This window comes from Nocardioides sp. NPDC000445, from assembly GCF_040300245.1.
Classification (GTDB): Bacteria; Actinomycetota; Actinomycetes; order Propionibacteriales; family Nocardioidaceae; genus Nocardioides.
In genome coordinates, this window is sequence record NZ_JBEPDH010000004.1 from 296,176 (window position 1) to 313,966 (window position 17,791).

Here is a 17,791-nt window from a genome sequence, read left to right on the forward strand (position 1 = left end):
CCCGCGGCTACTCGCGGCGACGGAGCCCCATGACCACCGCCGCCGTCCGGAGCAGGCCGACGATCGGCCCGAACGGCAACGCGAAGCCCCACCAGTAGGCGATCTCGAACGGGAGCAACGCGAACGAGAGCCACCCGCCGAGGCGCGGGCGCGTCCACAGCAGGAAGCCGACCACCGCCTCGGCCGCGCACACCGCGGTGAACCCGGCCAGCAACAGGACGCTCGTCGGGATACCGACGTCGACGAACGGACCGTCGCCGTACGTCGGGAATCCCATGAAGGTCCACACCTCGTCGTGCGTCGCGAAGTAGTAGGTGCCGTACGCGGCCGGGATGCCGAAGCCGATTGCCAGCAGACCGGACAGCAGTGCGGCGGTCCTGCTCCAGACCTTCGATGCCGCGCGGTCGGAGTCGGGGAGGACGTTGGCGGTCATGCCGACACTCAACCGCGCCCGGCGCCACGGAGAGCGAGTAGTGCGCTACCTGTCTCGGACGAGCGCATGCTGTCTCCCGAAGCTTCTCCACGCGGCCGCCAGACGAGCGGCAGCGCCACCGCAGCGAGCGCGCAGAGACCGCCGATGGGCAGGATGACGTACGCCACTGGGCGGATCTCCGGAAGGATCAGGTCGCGACCGAGCCCGATCTGAGCCTGCACCCACACGGCGAAGGTCGCGGCCGCCAGCCCGACCAGGAACGCCGAGACGACGGCCGCCGCGATCTCCTCGCGCCGGCGGATCTCGCCCCACGGCACCGCGTCGACGATCGCCAGCAGGCCCACGGAGAGCACGATCGCGATCAGCGGCATGACCGTCATCAGGTAGCGCTCGTGCGGGTTGCCGCCGCCGGAGCGGAACTGGGCGAGGTTGACGACGATCACGAACGCGTGCGCGATCAGCACGAGCAGACCGACGGTCGCCACCGAGGGGACCCGGGGAGCACTCACGACGAGACCCAGCTCGCGACCGTGGTCCCGTAGACGCGCGACGACCCCCAGGGCCAGTCCGAGCAGTGCGACGAAGGTGATGGCGTCGATCACCCAGTGCAGCGACGTGCCGCGCAGCTGGAGCGGCACCCACAGATGGTCGTACCAGCCGTGCCAGAAGCGGGGCGCGGTCATCACCTCGAACCAGGTGTCGACCTGCACCCGCTGGTAGCGCGACAGTAGCGCCGAGCTCGCGGTCGCGTCGCCGTAGAGCACGATGTTGCGTACGTAGAACCAGCCGATCGCCAGGCCCGGCACTCCGGTGGCGATCGCGGTCAGCCAGGTCGCCCGGACGAAGCCCTTCCAGGTCCGGTCGCGAAGCAGCAGCGTCACCCCGAGCGCGGCGCCGCACATGATCACCGTGATCACGCCGGGCGCCTTCGTCGCGGCCGCCAGGGTGCCGGCGACCGCCATCACGAGCATCCGGTTCCGGGTCACCCCGAGGCGGAGGATGCGTAGCGTCGCGAGCACGGTCAGCGACGAGGCCGCGACGGCCACGCTGTCGTTCATGATGAACCCCGCCGCGATCGCCAGCACCGCCGGCGAGGCCGTGATCGCGGTGGCGAGCATCGCGGCGGCCGGGCGCCGTGGGGTGACCTCGAAGGCGATCAGACCGACCAGGAACACCAGCGCCCCGTACGCCAGGGCGCTCATCGCCCGCATTCCGGCGATCAGCACCTGCGGGCTGTCGAGAGCGTCGGCCAGGGCGACCCAGGGCACGCCGAGGAGGTAGTAGAGCGGCGGATGGTTGGCGGTCCAGATCATCCGGTGGCGATCGAACTCCTCCCGGTTCGCGCCTTGGGTGATCTGTGGGAAGCGCTCCGGGTCCTGCGCCACCGGCGTGTCGATCGTCGGCAGGTCGCCGCTGTGGAGCGCGATGGCGTACGACGCGTTCGGGCCCTCGTCACGCGCGTGGTACGACAGCGCCTGGGTGGTGGCGACGTAGAGGCTCATCGAGGCAGCGAAGGCGGCCAGCAGGGCGAGCACCGTGACCAGCCTGGACGACGGCCTGGCGGGCGCGTCCGTCGGCTCGGCACTCAGCACCGCAGCGGCATGGCTCATCACATGGCTCCCGTGGTCGGACGGCGTCATGAGCCGCACACCCGTGAGCTCGCGTGGAACCGTAGGGCATCTCGATGGAGCAGTGGTGGAGGCCGTACGGAATCAGAAGGTGAACGCCTGGCGAACCTCGTCCTCGGTCAGTCCGTAGTCGGCCAGGGTGTAGTCGTGCTTGGGTCGGGCGCTGCCCGATCGCGACTCGGCGTCGATGCGGGAGACCTCGGCGCGGGCGGCGTCGCTCCAGGGGATGTCGAAGTGGGCGTAGATGTTCTCGACGGTGCCCACCGGGTCCTTGACGAACCCGCGGTAGTCGACGTCGAGGAACTGCGCCGGGTCGTACCTCTTCCGGGTCGCACCGAACGAGCGCCACGAGCGGGAGAGCATCTCCAGCTGGGTCTTTCCGATGGTCTCCCCGACGAACGTGGTCGACATGCCCGCGGTCGCCTCGGCGGAGAGCGAGCAGCCGGAGGCGACCGAGACGACCGGGTCGCGGTGGGTGACCACCACGAGGGCGTCCGGGTAGACCTCCATCAGCGCCTCGAGCGCGACCAGGTGCGAGGGGTTCTTGAGGACCCAGCGCTTGTCGGTGTCGTTGAGCCCGATGAGCTGCAAGGTGCGGCGGTGCAGCTCGTACGCGTCGCGCCAGTCCTGCTTCGCCAGCCAGGCCGAGTAGCGCGGGACGTGGGCAAGCGACTCGAACGAGATCGACTTGCCGCTCTGGCGCAGCACCCGCCAGCACTCCTCCACGCTGGTGGCGTCCATGTAGTGGATCCCCATGAACTCGGGGTTGGCGACATGGTGCTGCCGGTAGGCGCCCTGCAGCGCGGTGAAGACCGGGTCCTGCTCCCAGGTCTCGCGCGGGGGCCGGGGCTGGGGGAACTCGGTCAGCCAGGTCTCCAGACCCTGGTGCGCCGGGTCGGCGGCCAGGAGGCGGTGCAGGGCGGTGGTGCCGGTGCGGACGAGTCCGGTGACGAAGATCGGCCGCTCGATGCGTACGTCCTGGTGCTGGGGGAACTCCGCGAGCCGGGCCTGCGTCATCAGCCGGCCGACGAGGGCCGACTTCACCTGGGCGCGGTGGAAGTAGTTGCCGATCGGGGTCAGCCCGGCCTCGGGGCTCGCCAGATCCTCGACGAGCAGCCGCAGTCCCTCCTCGTGGTCGGTCCCGCCGAAGGCGCTCAGCCCGGTGGTGCGGGTGGCGGCGGCGCAGATGTCCTCGTACGTCCCGACGTCGGCCCGCTCGCGGGGTGCGGTCTCTCCTGGACGTGTCTCAGTCATGGAACTCCCCGCAGTCCACGTTGAGCACGGTCCCGGTGACCGCGGAGGCCAGGTCGCTGCCCAGGAACAGCGCCGCCCGGGCGACCTCCTCGGGGGTGGCGAGCCGCTTCAGGTCGGTGGGGGCGGCCTTCTCGGCGTACACCTCCTCGTGGGTGCGCCCTGACTCCGACGCCATCCAGTCGAAGTAGGCCTTGTTGACGTCCTCGTAGATGTAGGACGGCGCGACGGAGTTGACCCGGATGCCGCGCGGGCCGAGCTCGGTGGCCAGCGAGGAGGCCAGGTGGGCGAGCGCGCCCTTGGAGAGCTTGTAGCCCGCGAACTCCGGCTGGCTCTGGTAGAGCACCGCGGAGTTGATCATCACGATCGCGCCGCCGGGCTTGTCCGGGGTGGCCGCGAGTGCGTCGGCGAAGAGCGCCGAGAGCCGTAGCGGGGCGTACACGTTGGACTCCTGGGCCAGCCGGAGCGCGTCGAGCGGGATCTGGGTGAGCGGGTCCATCGGCGGGATGCCGAAGGCGTTGTTGAGGAGTACGTCGACGTGCCCGAACTCCTCCAGCGCGGCATCGACCAGGTGCCGGCGCGCGTCCTCGTCGGTGATGTCGGTCGGCACCACCAGCGCACGTCGCCCGTGCTCCTCGATGACGCCGGCCATCTTCTGCAGCCGCTTCTCGGTGCGGCTGGCGAGCACCAGGTCGGCGCCCATCAGCGCGGCCTGCTCGCCCAGCGAGCGGCCGAGGCCGGGGCCGACCCCCGAGAGCACGACGACCTTGCCATCCAGGAGTCCAGTCATGGCGCCTAGAGTAGAACGTGTTTCACTTTTGCGGAAGGGGGCAGGTCAGGTCGGGAAGCTGAACCGGGCCACCTCGTCCACCCAGGCGGCGTACGCGCCGACGTCCTGCGGGACCTGCTGCGCCCGGACGAGGTCGGCATGGGCGCGGAGCACCCGGGACCAGTCGGCGCACGAGCCACAGGTGGCCCGCCCGCAGCCCGCGGTGTGCTCGCGTGCGACCTTCTCGAGCAGCTTCCTGAAGGTCGCACCGTCCTCGCCCGCCGCCAGCGACTCGACCACGGCTCCGAGCACCTGGACGGCCTGCGCCGGCGCCCCGACCAGGATCGCCATCAGGATCCCGAGGGCCTGCTGGCCGGCCGGGTCGGTGTTCCTGCCTGCCACCGGGGCCGTGCGCGCCAGCCGATAGACCGCGAGCAGCTTCCGGGCAGCTCCGGGCGTCGGGCAGAACCTGGCCAGCTCGCTCGTGAACAGCGCCTCGCCCGGGGTCATCTCGAAGCTCTCGACCTGGCTCGTACGACCCGTCCGGTCGCCGTTGCCCGTGGCCAGCGCTGCAGGCCACGATGGCACCGCCTGACGCATGAGCGACCGCAGGAACCGCACCGCGGGGTCACCCGCGAACGCCCGCAGCCCGAACGGCACGTCGAAGACCCGGGAGAGGTACGCCGCAGGCTCCGCCACGCGGCCCCCGATCGCCCGCCGCAGCGTCTGGGCGTCCACCGCCGCCACGACCGCGACACCCTCCTGGCTGCTCAGCTCGTCGATCGCCTGCAGCACGCCGGCCGCGGTGGCCGGGTCGCACCTGTCCAGGTCGTCGACGTAGACGATGGTGCGGCTCGCCTGCGGTCCTCTCAGCGCGCCGGCCGGCGGGCGCGGCGGCGGTCCGGGCGGGGCTGCCCGCAGCGCCGCCTCGTAGGCCGCGACCTCGCGGTCCATGGCCGCCAGCGCCATCGTCGTGCTCAGCGGCTGCGCCCGGCGCTTGCCGCGGGGGCCGTCGTCCTCGGGCACGCCCGCAAGCGCGGCCCGCATCTCGGCGGTCCGCCGCTGTGCGGCCTGATGCCTCGCCACCAGCGGCGGCGGCTCGCTCTTCCCTGCGCTCCGCACACTCTCGAGCACCGCGCCCGCCACGTCTCCCTCGGCGTACTGGCGGGCGTCGATGCGTACGTGGCTGGTGCGGGCGGAGTAGGTCTCGTCGTTCTCGGTGAGCCACTCGATGCGCTCCTGGACCTTCCGCAGGAAGGTCGACCGGCCGCTGCCGGGCAGTCCCTGGACGGCGACCGAGATCGGGAGCTGGGTGCGTACGGAGGCGAGCAGGCGGGCCAGCCGGTCGACGTCGACCCGGTGGCCGAGGACGTCGTCGTCGGTCTGCTCGAGCACGGGTGCGGGGGCGATCACGGGTTCCGCGATCGGCTCGATCACGGGGCCGGTGATGACCGGCACCTCTGCCGTGTCTCCCGCCCCCGGCGACTCGACCGGCGACGGGACGGGGTCCGGAGCTACCTCGATCGGGGGCGCCTCGGCGACCTTCGCGACCGCGGGGACGTCGGGGACCTCGGCGACCTGGTCCCGCGACTCGCGCATGTCCGCGAGCGGCGTGACCGGCAGGCCGAGCTCCTCCTCGACTGCCTGCAGAGCCTTGGCGAAGTCGGCGGCACTCCAGTGCCGTCCGGCCCGGCGCTTGAACATCGCCTTACGCAGCGCCTCGTCGAACGACGCCGGGATGTCGTCGCGCTCGATGGGCAGCGGGTCGTACTCCCGGATCCGCTCCGACAGCGCCGCGGGTGCGTTGCCGCCGCCCGGCCCCTCGAACGGCGTACGTCCCGCCAGCAGCGTGTAGCAGGTCGCGGCCAGGCTCCAGATGTCCGCCCAGCCGCTCGGCTCGGGCGGATCGGAGAGCATCTCCGGAGCCATCCACGGCAGCGAGGTGGAATCGGCACCGCCGGGGCGCCCGGCCGAGGAGAGGCCTCCGAAGCCGACCAGCTGCGGCTCGCCAGCACTGGTCAGCAGGATGTTGCCGGGCTTGACGTCGCCGTGCAGGATCCCGTGCCGGGCGGCGACGTCGAGCGCGCCCGCGACCTTGATCGTGATGCTCAGCGCCTCCGCGACCGAGAGCCGCTCGCGCTGCCAGCGGGTCTGCAGGTCGCCCCCGCTGCGATGGTCCATCACCACGAAGCAGCGGTCGTCGTCACTGACGCCGACGGCGTGCAGCGGCAGCACATGGGGGTGGGCGGCCAGCTCGGCGACCTCCTTGGTCTCCTTGGCGAGCGCGTCCTGGGTCTCGCCGCTGAGCCGGTCGTTCCAGACCTTGACGACGACGTCGACCTTCTCCTGCGGCCACTCGTAGAGGAAGACCTCGGAGGAGCCGCCCGTGCCGATCAGCCGGCGGTGACGGAAGCCCGGGATCGTCGGTGGCTCGTGGTGGGGACTGGCCATGGGCGGCAATCATAGGCGTCCTACGCCTTCGCGTCGCGCCCCCTCTCAGCTGAGCATCCTGCGCGCAACTGCCCGCTGACGTGCGGCGATCCGCTCCGCATACCCCCCGGGGCTCAAGGTCTCGGTGTGCGGCAGCAGGTCGCGTACCTCACCCATACCCACCTTGTGGACCACCGGTCCGTCGGCGGCGGTGAGGTCGCGTTCGAGCCGCTGCCAGCGCAGCATCAGCGAGCCCGTGCGGTGGCCGGTGGTCTCGAGCCAGTTCGCGATCGCCCTGCCGTCCAGGGGTGGACGCTCGGAGATCACGAAGCGCATCACGCCGTCGGGGTCGGTGACGGCCTGGGCCTTGGTGAGACTGGTCTGGTGGGTCTCGTAGTCGGTCGAGGCGTACCAGTCCGAGCCGACCTGGATGCCCTGGTAGCTGCAGTCGTCACAGCGCGGCACCTCCACCACGAGCGCCTCGTCCTCGGCCAGCTCGTAGTGACCGATCGAGGAGAACTGCGACTCCAGCCCGCCCGGGGTCCGGGCCGGAACGGTGAGCGTGTTGACCGACTCCTTGTACTGGAAGAACTGGGGGAAGGCGAACCAGGTCTGGATCGAGCCGGTCAGCGACCGGGCGGCGACCTCGTACTTCTTCCGGAGCAGCTCTTGGGTGAGCGGACGGCGCGGCCGGCCGAGGGTGTCGGGGCGCTCGATGGTGATCGTGCCGCGGGTCTCGGTCTCCCAGTCGTTGAAGACCTCGCGCACGATCAGGGTCTTCGCTCCCGGTTCCGCGGTGTAGGTGAACTCGAACTCGCCGTTGGCGTCCAGCTGCAGCTTGCGGTCGTCGAAGGCCATCAGGCTGGTCGCGGCGGAGTCCGCGGTGTAGGCGCCGCCCATCACCTGGAAGGAGAGGTCGGCACTGGTCCCACGACGGCCGCGGACGACGTACTCGACGCCTTCTCGCAGGTAGGCGTTGAAGTAGATCGCGTCGGGATTGTCCAGGCCCTGCTTGGAGAACTGGTGGGTCGGGTTCACGAAGAGCGGCTGCTCGAGGTCGTAGTCGAACGCCGTCTGCATCGCCATCCGGATCCGGCCGGAGAGATACTCATATCCCTCGAGCCGATCGGCTTCGGTCCGGATGAAGGGCGCGTTCGCGATCAGCTCCTCCGCCTCCGCGATCGCGCGCTGCAGCGGCTCGGTCAGGCCGTACGCCGCGCTCTGCTCGGTCATTGAGCGGCCTTCGCGATGATGTTCTCCCCGTACCACTCCAGGTGCTTGATCTTCTTCTCCAGCGGCTCGGGGTCGGCACCCTTCACATACGGGTCGCGGAACCCGACGATGCAGTCGGTGACGCCCTTGTCCTCGAGCCGCTTGATCCCGTCGAGGTCGTACGCGTCATAGCTGATCACGTGCACCTCGAAGTCGTCCCGGGTGTCACCCTCCTCGCGCCGGATCTCGGCCAGGCGCACCAGCAGGCGGTCGAGCTCCTCTCCGTCGCCGCCGGCGTGCATCCAGCCGTCGCCCTTGAGCACCGCGCGGCGCAGGGCGGCGTCGGCGTGGCCGCCGACGAGGAGCGGGATCTTCTCGGTCGGCGCGGGCCGCTGCTGGAGCGGCGCGAACTCGTAGAACTCGCCCTCATAGCCGAAGAAGTCGCCGGAGGGATCGGTCAGGCCGCGCAGGATGTCCATGCACTCGTCCATCCGCTTCCCGCGGCGCTTCCAGTCGACGCCGAGGGCAGCGAAGTCCTCGGGCCACGGGGAGAGACCGACGCCGAGTCCGAGCCGGTTGCCGGAGAGGAAGGCGAGGCTCGAGGCCTGCTTGGCGGCCAGCACCGGTGGGCGAACCGGCAGCTTCACCACGAACGGCGTCAGGCGCAGCGTCGTGGTCACCGCGAAGAGGTGGGCGCACAGGATGAACGCCTCGATGAACTCCTTGCCCTGCAGGAACTCCCGGTCGCCGGTATCGGTGTAGGGATAGGTGGAGTCGGACTCCTCGGGATAGATCAGGCTGTCGGCCACGGTCATGCTGGTGTAGCCGGCCGCCTCGGCCGCTTGGGCCAGCGGTGCGTAGTAGTCGGCCTGCGTCATTGCCTCGGCATAGGTGAAGCGCATGTGCCAACACTAGAACGTGTTCTAAGTTTCTGCCAGAGTGTTCGTCATGTCGCCCTCTCTCGATCGTCCCGCAGGCCTGGACTCGCCGCTGACGGCGAGAATCATCAAGTACGGCGCCCGGGCCAACACCGCGCTGTTCAAGCTGACCAACGGCCGCATCGGCGGCACCTGGCGGGTGATGGCCGGCTGGCGCAAACCTGCTCCGGTCCTGCTGCTCGAGCACATCGGCCGCACGTCGGGCCGCACCTTCACCACTCCCCTGCTGTTCATGCGCTCGGGCGACGATCTCGTCGTCGTCGGCTCCCAGGGCGGGCTTCCGAAGGACCCGCAGTGGGTCGCCAACCTGCGCGCCCAGCCCGACGTCGCCGTCCGCGTCCCCCGTGGTGGGCGGAGGCTCGTCCGGGCACGCATCGCCGACTCCGAGGAGCGGGCCGCCCTGTGGCCGCGGCTGCTCGAGACGTACGCCGACTTCGAGACCTACCAGACCTGGACCGACCGGGAGATCCCGGTCATCGTCCTCTCGCCCCGCTGAAGGAGACCCTTGTCATGGACGTTCAAGAGCTGATCGACCGCGCCGAGATCACCGACGCGCTCACCCGCTACACCCTGGCCGTCGACGACGGCGACTGGGACGCGCTCGACACGGTCTTCGCCGCCGACGCGACGATCGACTACTCGGAGTCGGGCGGTACGGTCGGCGAGCTCGCCGAGGTCAAGAAGTGGCTCGCCGAGATGCTGCCCGCGTTCTCCCAGAAGCGCCTGCACACCATCGGCCAGGTCGGCATCACCTTCACCGGCGAGGGCGCGGAGGTGGTTGCGTACTTCGACAACCCGATGGTCATCTCCGACGGGTCGGGCGGCGAGCGCGTCGTCGAGGTGGGCGGTCGCTACCGGCACAGCTTCGTGCGTACGCCGGAGGGTTGGCGCTCGCGCCACCTCCACGAGGAGGTCTTCTGGACCCGCGGCTTCTGAGCCTCAGGCCGCGCGGCCCCGGATCACCCAGTCCGCGAGCTCGCTGAGCGGCACCAGCAGCTCCCGGCCGCGGTCGCTGAGTCCGTACTCCACACCCGGGGGCACCGTCGGGAAGACCGTACGCGTCACGATCCCCTCCTGCTCCAGGACGCGCAGCGTCCGGGTGAGCATGCGCTGGCTGATCCCCTCGACCCGGCGCCGCAGCTCGTTGTAGCGATGCGGGCGCTCGGCCAGCATCATCACGATCAGCAGCGTCCACTTGTCACCGAGCATCTGCACCGCCTGCGTCACCGGGCAGGTCTCGTACTCCCCCGCCGGAACCTTCTGCGGCAGCCCGCCACCGAGCGCCGCGCTCACGATGTGCCGGGGCACATCGGTGTTCCCATCTGACATTGAAGTGCCTTCTTCCGCGAACGCCGCCGGGCGGCGAGGGTTGCTGACATCAGCAACCTATCCATGAGGGAGAAGAAGATGAGCACGATCGCGGTCCTCGGCGCCGGCCCCGGCCTCGGCATGTCGGTGGCGAGGAGGTTCGCCAAGGAGGGGTACGCCGTCGGGCTGGTCTCACGCAGCACGGACCGGCATCCGGCCTATCTGGAGGAGCTGTCGGCGAGCGGCGTACCAGCTGTCGCGGTCGCCGCCGACCTGAGGGCACCAGGTGCCGCCGCCGATGCCCTTGCCGAGATCACGGCGGCTCTGGGACCGATCGACGTCGTCTATCACGGCCCCGGCGCCCAGAACCTGAACGCACCGATGCTCGGGATCCTCGAGACCGAGCCCGCGGACATCCATCGCGCCATGGCCGAGACCCTCGAGCCGGCCGTCGAGGTGGCCAACCTGGCCCTCCCCACGATGCGCTCGCGCGGTAGCGGCACGCTGGTGTACGTCTCAGGACTCAGCGCGCTCGTCCCCCTGCCTTTTCTGGGCCCCTACACCGCCGCCTCAGGCGCGCTGCGGACCTACGCCCGCACCCTGGCCGCCGCCGCGTCCGAGGACGGCGTGCACGTCGGCTCCCTCGTCGTAGGCGGCCTGATCGAGCGCGGCGACATCCACCGGATGCTCACCGAACCCGGCACCCCCGCGCCCTACGCCACCCTTGACCCCGACGAGATCGCGGACGCCGTCTGGCGCTTGGCCTCCGGGCTCGAGGACGAGGTGGTCTTCGACGTGCTCACTCAGGACCCGACAGAGGTCTGACGTCGCTCCGGTGTCCGTCAACGCGCCGCGAGGTGGTCGACGATGGCACGGGTGATGGTCTCGGGCTGCTGGGCGTTGGCCAGGTGCGCCGAGTCCGGGACGACGAGGAGGCGGCCGTCCTGGACCGTGCCGACGATGGCCTCGAGGTGCGAGGGCGGCGTGGCGGGATCGTCGGCACCGGCGATGGCCAGGGTCGGGGCGCTGATCGCGGGGAGGTCGGCGCGGAGGTCCATGGCGGCGATGACCTCGCAGCATCCGGCGTAGCCCTCGTCCGGGGTGGCGGCGACCATGGCCTCACAGGTCGCCTTCACCTCGGGGTTCGTCTCGAGGAATGCCGGCGTGAACCAGCGGGCCACGACCGCCTCGGCGACGGCTCGAGTGCCGTCGGCTCGCACCGTGGCTGCCCGGTCGTGCCAGGCGGAGGAGGGCGTCAGCTGAGCGCCGGTGCATAGCAGGACCAGCCGGTCGACGCGCTCGGGGTGGCGGGCGGCGAGGCGCATCCCGGTCATCCCGCCGAGCGAGAGGCCCACGAAGTGAGCCCGCTCGATGCCGAGGCGGTCGAGGAGTGCGACGACGTCGTCGACCAGGTCGTCGATCACGTAGGGGCCGGGACGTACCGGCGAGCGACCGTGTCCCCGGGTGTCGTACCGCACCACGCGAAAGTGCCGCTCGAGGTCGGACAGGTTCTGGTCCCACATCGCGTGGGTCGCGCCCAGCGAGTTGGACAGCACCACCACCGGACCGTCCGGCCGGCCCGAGACGACGTGGTGCACTCGGATGGGCTCGTAGGTGACGTCCATGCCCGAGAATCTAGGATCGCCGACCTGTTGTTGGGAAGTATCGATTCGCGGTCGATTGATACGCCTGGCGTATCAAGCTCCGCGCGGCTTGGTCAGCCGAGACCCGGACGCGCGTGCAGCCCGCCGCCGGACTCGTAGAGCAGACCCTTGTCCTTGATGAGCTGGCCCGCGGCAGCCAGGATCGGGCTGTCACCCACGGCGGAGCCGGCCATCGAGGCGATCGCCTCGAACATCTTGATCGCCGCGTCGTCGACGGCCGGCCAGTTCCACTCCGAGGGAGCGGCACCGATCGGCTCCACCGCGTGCCAGCGAGCCGCGCGGGCCTCGGCCATCGTGTTGAGCGTGCTCCAGCCGAGGCCGCCGAGACCGACGACGCCGCCGAAATTGAGCCCGATCAGACCCCAGCCGTTGCACCGGTACTCGAAGGCCGAGGGGCCGAACTCCGACTCCTCCAGCTCGACCCTGGTGATCACCGGCTCCGGGCCGGTGTTGGGGGCGTACAGCTTGAACGCGGGCCTCGCGGCAAGCAGCGAGGCCGATGCCGTCGTGGTGATCTCGGTCAACGGCTGGCCAGGTGCCGAGTAGGCATCGAAGACCCGGAAGCCGAGGTCGAGGGCATAGCCGACGACGAAGCGCCGATCGTCCTGGGCGGCGTAGAAGTTGCGATTGAACACGTTGGGGGAAACCTCGCTTGAGCCCTACCGGTCAGCCGACGACGTTCCTCGGGGTGACTCGGTGGGATGTGGTTCGGGCACCGCGACACTATCGCGCCGCGCGCCTCGACCTGGCAACCGGTTGGTGATCTGTGTCTCTCGCGAGTCCCTCAGGAGTAGGTGCCGCGGACGGTGTCGGTGGTCGGCAGCGACTGGCAGCCGAGCCGGATCCCGTCGTCGAGATCCTCCTGCTCGAGCACGTCGTTGCGCACCATCTTCACCTCGCCCTCGAGCAGCCGGAACGCGCACGCCGAGCACTCACCCTCGCGACACGAGTAGGGCGCCTTCACACCCTTCGCCTCGAGGAACTCGAGCATCGGGGTCCCGGGGTCCCAGTCGTCGTACGTCGTGGTGGTGCCGTCGAGCTCGATCTCGAGCGTGGCGGGCTGCTTGGGGCCGTCGTCGACGACCTCGGTCTCCGCCTCCTTGACCGGGGCGACCTCGCCGAACGGGTTACCGCCCAGAGAGGCGAACTTCTCCTGGTGCCGCCGCGCCCGCGGGAACTCGAGCTCCTTGAGCGCCGCGACCGTCGCCTTCATGAACGGCGCAGGCCCGCAGACGAAGGCGTCGTACGTCAGATGGTCGGCCGCGAACGCCTTGAGCTGCTCACCGGTGGGCAGCCCCTGGACCGACTCGAGCCAGTGGACCACCTGGAGCCGGTCCGGGTGCTCGGCGGCCAGTCGCGCCCATTCCTCGGCGAAGATCACCGAGCGCTCGTCGCGGTTGGCGTAGAAGACCACGATCCGTCCGCTGCCTTCGCGCAGGGCCGTACGGGCGATCGAGATGATCGGGGTGACGCCCGAACCGCCGGCGAAGAGCAGGAAGTCGGCGTCGATGTCGGCAGGGGTGAAGATCCCGCTCGGCGGCAGCACGCGAAGCGTGTCACCGGGCCGGAGGTTGTCGCAGATCCAGTTGGACGCATAGCCGTCCGCGGTGCGCTTGACGGTCACCGTGAGCGGGTCGCCCGGGGCGCTGGAGAGCGAGTAGCAGCGCGCCGCCAGGCCGTCACGATCGCTCGGTACGGCGACGGTGAGGAACTGCCCCGGCTTCGGCTGGAACGCGTGTCTCGCATCGTCGGGCAGCTCGAAGACGATCGAGTGGGCGTCGTCGGTCTCCTTGACCACGTCGCTGACGGGCAGCAGGAAAGAGTCAGTAGCCATCCTCGGCTCCGATCTGGATCCGGCCGTCGGCGACGGCTGCTTCGATGGACGCGGCCAGGCGGGGGCAGCGGGCGTGGACGAGCCGCGCGCCGTCGGCGGCGGCCTTGCGGCGTACGAGATCCGGACACTGGGCCTGCGCCTCGGCCGTCCACTGGACGGAGGTCTGGTGCTCGCTGTTCTTCTTCACCCCGACGCGGGCGAGGCAGTCGAGGCACTCCACCTCGACCAGGCGGGCTTGGGTGTAGAGCCGCTGATCCTCGACGGTGTCCTGCGACGTCGGGACGAACGAGGCCATCAACTGACCCCTGCGTCGCTCGACTCCGGGTTCTCGGCCTTCTCGGCCTCGATCCGGCGCAGGTTCTCGGCGACCTCCTCGTGCCAGAACTCGTTGGCCTTGGTGGTGTCGACCTCGAACTCGAAGCGAGCGCGCATCTCGGGCTCGATGTCGGCGACGTCGACGTAGAACTGCTCGTACCAGCGGCGAAGCTGGTAGACCGGGCCGTCCTCCTCGCACAGCAGCGGGTTCTGCACCGGCGCCTTGTTCTCCCAGATCGCCACGTCCTGGAGGAAGCCGTCGCCGAACATGTCGGCGTACTTCTTGCCGATGAAGTTGGCGGTCTTGTCGTCGAGGCCCTCGGGCTTCTTGACGGTGATGCCGTACTGCAGGAGGAACGAGTCGGGGCCGGTCGGGATGTGGCAGTTGATCAGGATCACCTCGGTCACGAAGCCCTTGTAGTCGACCTCGAGCCAGTTGATCATGTACGCCGGGCCGTAGTAGGTCGCCTCGGACTTGAGGAACATCTCGGCGTCGCCGTAGCCGCCGGACACGTCCGGACGTCCTCGAGAGGCCATGTACTGCGTGGCCATGTGGTCCTCGAAGACGTTGCGGAAGTCGGTCGGGAAGGCGAAGTGCACGTAGTAGAAGTGCGCCATGTCGACCACGTTGTCGATCAGCTCGCGGCAGTGGCTGCCCTTGATCGGGACGGTGTTCCAGATCCAGTCGGTGTAGACCTCGCGGTTGCTGACGTCGGGCAGCTCCGGCGGCAGGATGTCGTAGTCGGGCTTCGAACCCTCGGGGTCGTGCCAGATCAGCAGCGAGTCGTTGCGGATCACGGTCTCGTACGCCTTGGTTCTTGCTCGCAGCGGAACCCGGCGGGCGTAGGGGATCTGCTTGCAGCGGCCATCGGCGCCCCAGCGCCAGTCGTGGAACGGACAGCCGACCTCGTCGCCCTTCACGGTGCCCTGGGTCAGGTCGCCCCCCATGTGGCGGCAGTAACCGTCGAGCACGCCCAGCTCGCCCTTGGTGTTCTCCCAGACGACCAGCTTGCCGCCGAACGCCTCGACGGCGTGGGGCTTGCCGTCCTTGAACTGGCTGGCCAGGCCCAGGCAGTGCCAACCGCGCGCGAAGCGCTCCGGCTGGGAGCCGTGGTCGAGCGTGCGGGTCTGGGTGGTGGGGTCGGCCATCGTCGTACCTTCCGCTGGTCTGTTCGCTGGGCCCTATTCGCTAGACCCTGTCCAAATGGGTAGAACCTGTTCTAGTTTTATCACATGCATGTGGCCTTGACACCCGCCCAGGAGCAACTTCGCTCAGAGCTCAACTCCTATTTCGCCCAGTTGGTCACGCCCGAGCGTCGTACTGCGCTCGCCCGGGCATCGGGCGAATTCGGTGATGAGGCCGACAAGGAGGTCTACCTCTCGACCATCCGGCAGATCGGTGCGGACGGATGGCTCGGGATCGGCTGGCCGAAGGAGTACGGCGGCCAGGACCGCTCCATGGTGGAGCAGCTGATCTTCACCGACGCCGCCGCCGTGGCCGGGGTGCCGATCCCCTATCTCACGCTCAACACGGTCGGCCCGACGATCATGCGGTTCGGGACCTCGGAGCAGAAGGAGTACTTCCTGCCCAAGATCCTCGCCGGCGAGCTGCACTTCTCGATCGGCTACTCCGAGCCCGGCTCGGGGACCGACCTCGCCTCGCTGCAGACTCGCGCGGTGCTCGACGAGGGCACCGGCGAGTGGGTGATCAACGGCCAGAAGATGTGGACCTCGCTGATCCAGTATGCGGACTGGATCTGGCTCGCCTGCCGGACAGAGCCGGAGGCGTCGCGCCACAAGGGGCTGTCGATGATCCTGGTGCCCACATCTTCGGAGGGGTTCTCCTATACGCCCGTCCAGACCGTCGCCGGGGTCGGCACCTCGGCTACCTACTACTCCGACGTGCGCGTGCCGGCGTCGAACCTCGTCTCCTCGCGCGGCGGGGGCTGGGCACTGATGACCAACCAGCTCAACCACGAGCGGGTTGCGCTGACCTCGGCGGCACCGCTGGTCCACTCGCTCGGACTGGTGAAGGAGTGGGCGCGGACCACGGTGCTCCCTGACGGCAGCCGGGTGATCGACGCCGAGTGGGTCCAGCTGGCTCTCGGGCGAGCACATGCGCGCATCGAGGCGCTCTCGCTGATCAACTGGAAGCTCGCCTCGGACGCCGACCACGGGGTCGCGCTCTCGCCGGCCGAGGCGTCGGCGACCAAGGTCTACGGCTCCGAGCTCGCGACCGAGGTCTACCGGACGCTGATGGAGATCGTCGGACCGCACGCGGGTCTCACGGCGGACTCCCCTGGTGCTGTGCTGGCCGGCCGCCTGGAGCGGTTCCACCGCTCCTCGCTGGTCATGACCTTCGGCGGCGGCACCAACGAGATCCAGCGAGACATCATCGGCTACGTGGGCCTCGGCCTCCCCGCCGCCAAGCGCTGACCCAACCACCCGTCGGTCGAGCCGCGAGCGCTAGCGAGCGTGTCGAGACCAACACAGTCGATTGCGAGAACACCATGGACTTCTCCTTCACCACCGAATCCGACGACGCCGCCGAGCTCGCGGCCAAGATCATCGGCGACGCGACCTCGGTCGAGCGGCTGCGTACTGTCGAGGCGGCCGCCGACGACCGCGGCCGCTTCGACGCCTCCCTCTGGTCCGCCCTCGGCGACGCCGGCCTGCTCGGGCTGCATCTGCCCGAGACGTACGACGGCGCTGGGCTCGGACTCATCGAGCTGTGCCGGGTACTGGTCGAGGCCGGGCGGCGGGTCGCGCCGGTGCCGCTCGCGGTGCATGGGCCGTGCGGCCTGCTGCTTGCCGAGACCGCGGCGGACGCTCTGACCGGCGTCGCCGACGGATCGCGGGTGCTGACGGCCGCGGTCGCCGAGGAGCACTCCCACCTGCCCGACGTCCCGATGGTCGTCGCCACCGGGGACACGGTCACCGGCGTGAAGACGCTGGTCAGGGGCGGGATGATCGCGGATGCGTTCCTGGTGACCGCAGCGTCCGCGGACGGCACCGTCGGGGTGTTCCTGGTCGAGGCATCCGCCGAAGGCGTCGACCGCCGTGCGCAGCACACCAGCGACGGCGACGTCACCGCCCTGGTCTCGTTCGCCTCGGCCCCCGCCCGTCGGATCGGGGACTCCTCGACCGCTGCCAGGCTCGGCTCGCTGTTGACCGTGGCAGCGGCCGCCGAACTGTTGGGCGTGACCGAAGGAGCCCTCTCGCTCACCTCGTCGTACGCCAAGACGCGGGAGCAGTTCGGCCGGGCCATCGGCACCTTCCAGGCCGTCTCCCAGCGGCTGGCCGACGGGTTCATCGACGTACTCGCCCAGCGGCTCACCCTCTGGCAAGCCGTCTGGCGGGTCTCCTCCGGCCTCCCTGCCGCCGACCAGGTCGCCGTCGCCAAGCTCTGGGCCGCCGACGCCGCCCACCGACTCGCACACACCACCGTCCACGTTCACGGCGGTGTCGGCATCGACCTCGACGGCGAAGCGCATCGCTACTTCACGACCGCGAAACGCTTCGAGTTCGTTTTCGGCGGAGCCTCTGAGCAGGCGCTGCGGATCGGGCGATCGATCGCTGCATCCTGACTCTTCACCGACATCTCGAGAGGCTCCGGCGGCTGCCGGGGCCTCTCTTTCGTGGCTGGTGTTTGTGCTGTATCGCCGCGAGCGACTTTGGTGTGCGATAGCGCTTTGGCTTATCGACTGGGCGGGTCTTCATTCGGATATGTGTCTGTTTGGTTTCGTGCTTGGGTTCCAGCACGGGTGGGGCCAATACGTTGTCTGGGTTGGGAGATTTAGAAGCAGGGTGTCTGGGTTGGGTGCCATTTACCTGTCTTGCGGGCTTTGAACCGCCCCGGTGTTTCCGGACACTTCTGATGGTGTCTCTACCCGGTCGGGGAGAGATGGTTTCTTGCAGCGTAGTGCGCGTTCTCGATCTCGATGGGTGTGAGGTCATCGATTGATCCGTGGGTGCGCTCGTGGTTGAACCAGTGGACCCAGTGCAGGGT

Annotated in this window: 18 protein-coding genes; 5 read left to right on the forward strand and 13 right to left on the reverse strand. The window is 69.6% G+C overall.

Annotated elements, in window-relative coordinates; genetic code table 11:
- Nucleotides 1–7 precede the first annotated feature (7 nt).
- The 7 genes from ABT304_RS07885 to ABT304_RS07915 all read right to left on the reverse strand — a co-directional run bounded on the left by ABT304_RS07885 (nt 8) and on the right by ABT304_RS07915 (nt 8,625).
- Nucleotides 8–433, reverse strand: coding sequence for a hypothetical protein (locus ABT304_RS07885; RefSeq protein WP_350714209.1), 426 nt, complete (start codon nt 431–433; stop codon nt 8–10).
- An 8-nt stretch (nt 434–441) separates the two neighbouring features.
- Nucleotides 442–2,043, reverse strand: coding sequence for a glycosyltransferase family protein (locus ABT304_RS07890; protein ID WP_350714211.1), 1,602 nt, complete (start codon nt 2,041–2,043; stop codon nt 442–444).
- A 102-nt stretch (nt 2,044–2,145) separates the two neighbouring features.
- On the reverse strand, nt 2,146–3,315 hold the full coding sequence (locus tag ABT304_RS07895) for a sulfotransferase family protein (RefSeq protein ID WP_350714212.1): 1,170 nt from the start codon (nt 3,313–3,315) through the stop codon (nt 2,146–2,148).
- Nucleotides 3,308–4,102, reverse strand: a complete 795-nt coding sequence (locus ABT304_RS07900) for an SDR family oxidoreductase (protein ID WP_350714214.1) — start codon at nt 4,100–4,102, stop codon at nt 3,308–3,310. The genes ABT304_RS07895 and ABT304_RS07900 overlap by 8 nt, the downstream gene beginning before the upstream one ends.
- A gap of 45 nt (nt 4,103–4,147) precedes the next feature.
- Nucleotides 4,148–6,532 carry a serine/threonine protein kinase gene (locus ABT304_RS07905; protein WP_350714216.1) on the reverse strand — a complete coding sequence of 795 codons (2,385 nt, stop codon included), beginning with the start codon at nt 6,530–6,532 and terminating at the stop codon, nt 4,148–4,150.
- 45 nt (nt 6,533–6,577) lie between these two features.
- A complete protein-coding gene (locus tag ABT304_RS07910; RefSeq protein ID WP_350714218.1) occupies nt 6,578–7,744 on the reverse strand; it encodes a hypothetical protein in 1,167 nt (388 codons plus the stop codon).
- On the reverse strand, nt 7,741–8,625 hold the full coding sequence (locus ABT304_RS07915; protein WP_160023369.1) for a TIGR03619 family F420-dependent LLM class oxidoreductase: 885 nt from the start codon (nt 8,623–8,625) through the stop codon (nt 7,741–7,743). The genes ABT304_RS07910 and ABT304_RS07915 overlap by 4 nt, the downstream gene beginning before the upstream one ends.
- A gap of 46 nt (nt 8,626–8,671) precedes the next feature.
- On the opposite strand from ABT304_RS07915, the gene ABT304_RS07920 reads away from it, so the two are divergent.
- Both ABT304_RS07920 and ABT304_RS07925 read left to right on the forward strand, forming a co-directional pair.
- On the forward strand, nt 8,672–9,157 hold the full coding sequence (locus ABT304_RS07920; protein ID WP_350714219.1) for a nitroreductase/quinone reductase family protein: 486 nt from the start codon (nt 8,672–8,674) through the stop codon (nt 9,155–9,157).
- 14 nt (nt 9,158–9,171) lie between these two features.
- Entirely contained in the window at nt 9,172–9,597 is a 426-nt protein-coding gene (locus ABT304_RS07925; RefSeq protein ID WP_350714221.1) for a nuclear transport factor 2 family protein, read from the forward strand.
- Nucleotides 9,598–9,600: 3 nt separating this feature from the next.
- On the opposite strand, the gene ABT304_RS07930 is transcribed toward ABT304_RS07925, so the two are convergent.
- Nucleotides 9,601–9,990 carry a winged helix-turn-helix transcriptional regulator gene (locus ABT304_RS07930; RefSeq protein WP_350714223.1) on the reverse strand — a complete coding sequence of 130 codons (390 nt, stop codon included), beginning with the start codon at nt 9,988–9,990 and terminating at the stop codon, nt 9,601–9,603.
- A gap of 63 nt (nt 9,991–10,053) precedes the next feature.
- On the opposite strand from ABT304_RS07930, the gene ABT304_RS07935 reads away from it, so the two are divergent.
- On the forward strand, nt 10,054–10,794 hold the full coding sequence (locus ABT304_RS07935; RefSeq protein WP_350714225.1) for an SDR family NAD(P)-dependent oxidoreductase: 741 nt from the start codon (nt 10,054–10,056) through the stop codon (nt 10,792–10,794).
- 17 nt (nt 10,795–10,811) lie between these two features.
- Here ABT304_RS07935 and pcaD read toward each other — a convergent pair whose 3' ends face one another.
- The 5 genes from pcaD to ABT304_RS07960 form a co-directional block, all read right to left on the reverse strand.
- On the reverse strand, nt 10,812–11,594 hold the full coding sequence (gene pcaD / locus ABT304_RS07940) for a 3-oxoadipate enol-lactonase (protein WP_350714226.1): 783 nt from the start codon (nt 11,592–11,594) through the stop codon (nt 10,812–10,814).
- Between the two features lie 92 nt (nt 11,595–11,686).
- Nucleotides 11,687–12,268, reverse strand: a complete 582-nt coding sequence (locus ABT304_RS07945; protein ID WP_160023363.1) for a hypothetical protein — start codon at nt 12,266–12,268, stop codon at nt 11,687–11,689.
- 149 nt (nt 12,269–12,417) lie between these two features.
- Nucleotides 12,418–13,467 carry a 2Fe-2S iron-sulfur cluster-binding protein gene (locus ABT304_RS07950; RefSeq protein WP_350714228.1) on the reverse strand — a complete coding sequence of 350 codons (1,050 nt, stop codon included), beginning with the start codon at nt 13,465–13,467 and terminating at the stop codon, nt 12,418–12,420.
- Nucleotides 13,457–13,762, reverse strand: a complete 306-nt coding sequence (locus ABT304_RS07955) for a hypothetical protein (protein ID WP_165111934.1) — start codon at nt 13,760–13,762, stop codon at nt 13,457–13,459. Before ABT304_RS07955 ends, ABT304_RS07950 begins: the two co-directional genes overlap by 11 nt.
- Nucleotides 13,762–14,931 carry a 3-ketosteroid-9-alpha-monooxygenase, oxygenase component gene (locus ABT304_RS07960; RefSeq protein WP_160023357.1) on the reverse strand — a complete coding sequence of 390 codons (1,170 nt, stop codon included), beginning with the start codon at nt 14,929–14,931 and terminating at the stop codon, nt 13,762–13,764. The genes ABT304_RS07955 and ABT304_RS07960 overlap by 1 nt, the downstream gene beginning before the upstream one ends.
- Nucleotides 14,932–15,015: 84 nt before the next feature.
- Between ABT304_RS07960 and ABT304_RS07965 the strand changes: the two genes are divergently transcribed.
- Both ABT304_RS07965 and ABT304_RS07970 read left to right on the forward strand, forming a co-directional pair.
- Nucleotides 15,016–16,218, forward strand: a complete 1,203-nt coding sequence (locus ABT304_RS07965; RefSeq protein WP_350714231.1) for an acyl-CoA dehydrogenase family protein — start codon at nt 15,016–15,018, stop codon at nt 16,216–16,218.
- Between the two features lie 74 nt (nt 16,219–16,292).
- Nucleotides 16,293–17,369 carry an acyl-CoA dehydrogenase family protein gene (locus ABT304_RS07970; RefSeq protein ID WP_350714233.1) on the forward strand — a complete coding sequence of 359 codons (1,077 nt, stop codon included), beginning with the start codon at nt 16,293–16,295 and terminating at the stop codon, nt 17,367–17,369.
- Nucleotides 17,370–17,791 lie beyond the last annotated feature (422 nt).

What these genes read in the sequence shown, in the direction of transcription:
- ABT304_RS07895 (WP_350714212.1), bottom strand. Translation starts at nt 3,315, where the DNA reads ATGACTGAGACACGTCCAGGAGAGACCGCACCCCGCGAGCGGGCCGAC.
- ABT304_RS07910 (WP_350714218.1), bottom strand. Translation starts at nt 7,744, where the DNA reads ATGACCGAGCAGAGCGCGGCGTACGGCCTGACCGAGCCGCTGCAGCGC.
- ABT304_RS07935 (WP_350714225.1), top strand. Translation starts at nt 10,054, where the DNA reads ATGAGGGAGAAGAAGATGAGCACGATCGCGGTCCTCGGCGCCGGCCCC.
- ABT304_RS07920 (WP_350714219.1), top strand. Translation starts at nt 8,672, where the DNA reads ATGTCGCCCTCTCTCGATCGTCCCGCAGGCCTGGACTCGCCGCTGACG.
- ABT304_RS07925 (WP_350714221.1), top strand. Translation starts at nt 9,172, where the DNA reads ATGGACGTTCAAGAGCTGATCGACCGCGCCGAGATCACCGACGCGCTC.
- ABT304_RS07955 (WP_165111934.1), bottom strand. Translation starts at nt 13,762, where the DNA reads ATGGCCTCGTTCGTCCCGACGTCGCAGGACACCGTCGAGGATCAGCGG.
- ABT304_RS07930 (WP_350714223.1), bottom strand. Translation starts at nt 9,990, where the DNA reads ATGTCAGATGGGAACACCGATGTGCCCCGGCACATCGTGAGCGCGGCG.
- pcaD (WP_350714226.1), bottom strand. Translation starts at nt 11,594, where the DNA reads ATGGACGTCACCTACGAGCCCATCCGAGTGCACCACGTCGTCTCGGGC.
- ABT304_RS07890 (WP_350714211.1), bottom strand. Translation starts at nt 2,043, where the DNA reads ATGAGCCATGCCGCTGCGGTGCTGAGTGCCGAGCCGACGGACGCGCCC.
- ABT304_RS07885 (WP_350714209.1), bottom strand. Translation starts at nt 433, where the DNA reads ATGACCGCCAACGTCCTCCCCGACTCCGACCGCGCGGCATCGAAGGTC.
- ABT304_RS07900 (WP_350714214.1), bottom strand. Translation starts at nt 4,102, where the DNA reads ATGACTGGACTCCTGGATGGCAAGGTCGTCGTGCTCTCGGGGGTCGGC.
- ABT304_RS07915 (WP_160023369.1), bottom strand. Translation starts at nt 8,625, where the DNA reads ATGCGCTTCACCTATGCCGAGGCAATGACGCAGGCCGACTACTACGCA.
- ABT304_RS07970 (WP_350714233.1), top strand. Translation starts at nt 16,293, where the DNA reads ATGGACTTCTCCTTCACCACCGAATCCGACGACGCCGCCGAGCTCGCG.
- ABT304_RS07960 (WP_160023357.1), bottom strand. Translation starts at nt 14,931, where the DNA reads ATGGCCGACCCCACCACCCAGACCCGCACGCTCGACCACGGCTCCCAG.
- ABT304_RS07965 (WP_350714231.1), top strand. Translation starts at nt 15,016, where the DNA reads ATGCATGTGGCCTTGACACCCGCCCAGGAGCAACTTCGCTCAGAGCTC.
- ABT304_RS07905 (WP_350714216.1), bottom strand. Translation starts at nt 6,532, where the DNA reads ATGGCCAGTCCCCACCACGAGCCACCGACGATCCCGGGCTTCCGTCAC.
- ABT304_RS07950 (WP_350714228.1), bottom strand. Translation starts at nt 13,467, where the DNA reads ATGGCTACTGACTCTTTCCTGCTGCCCGTCAGCGACGTGGTCAAGGAG.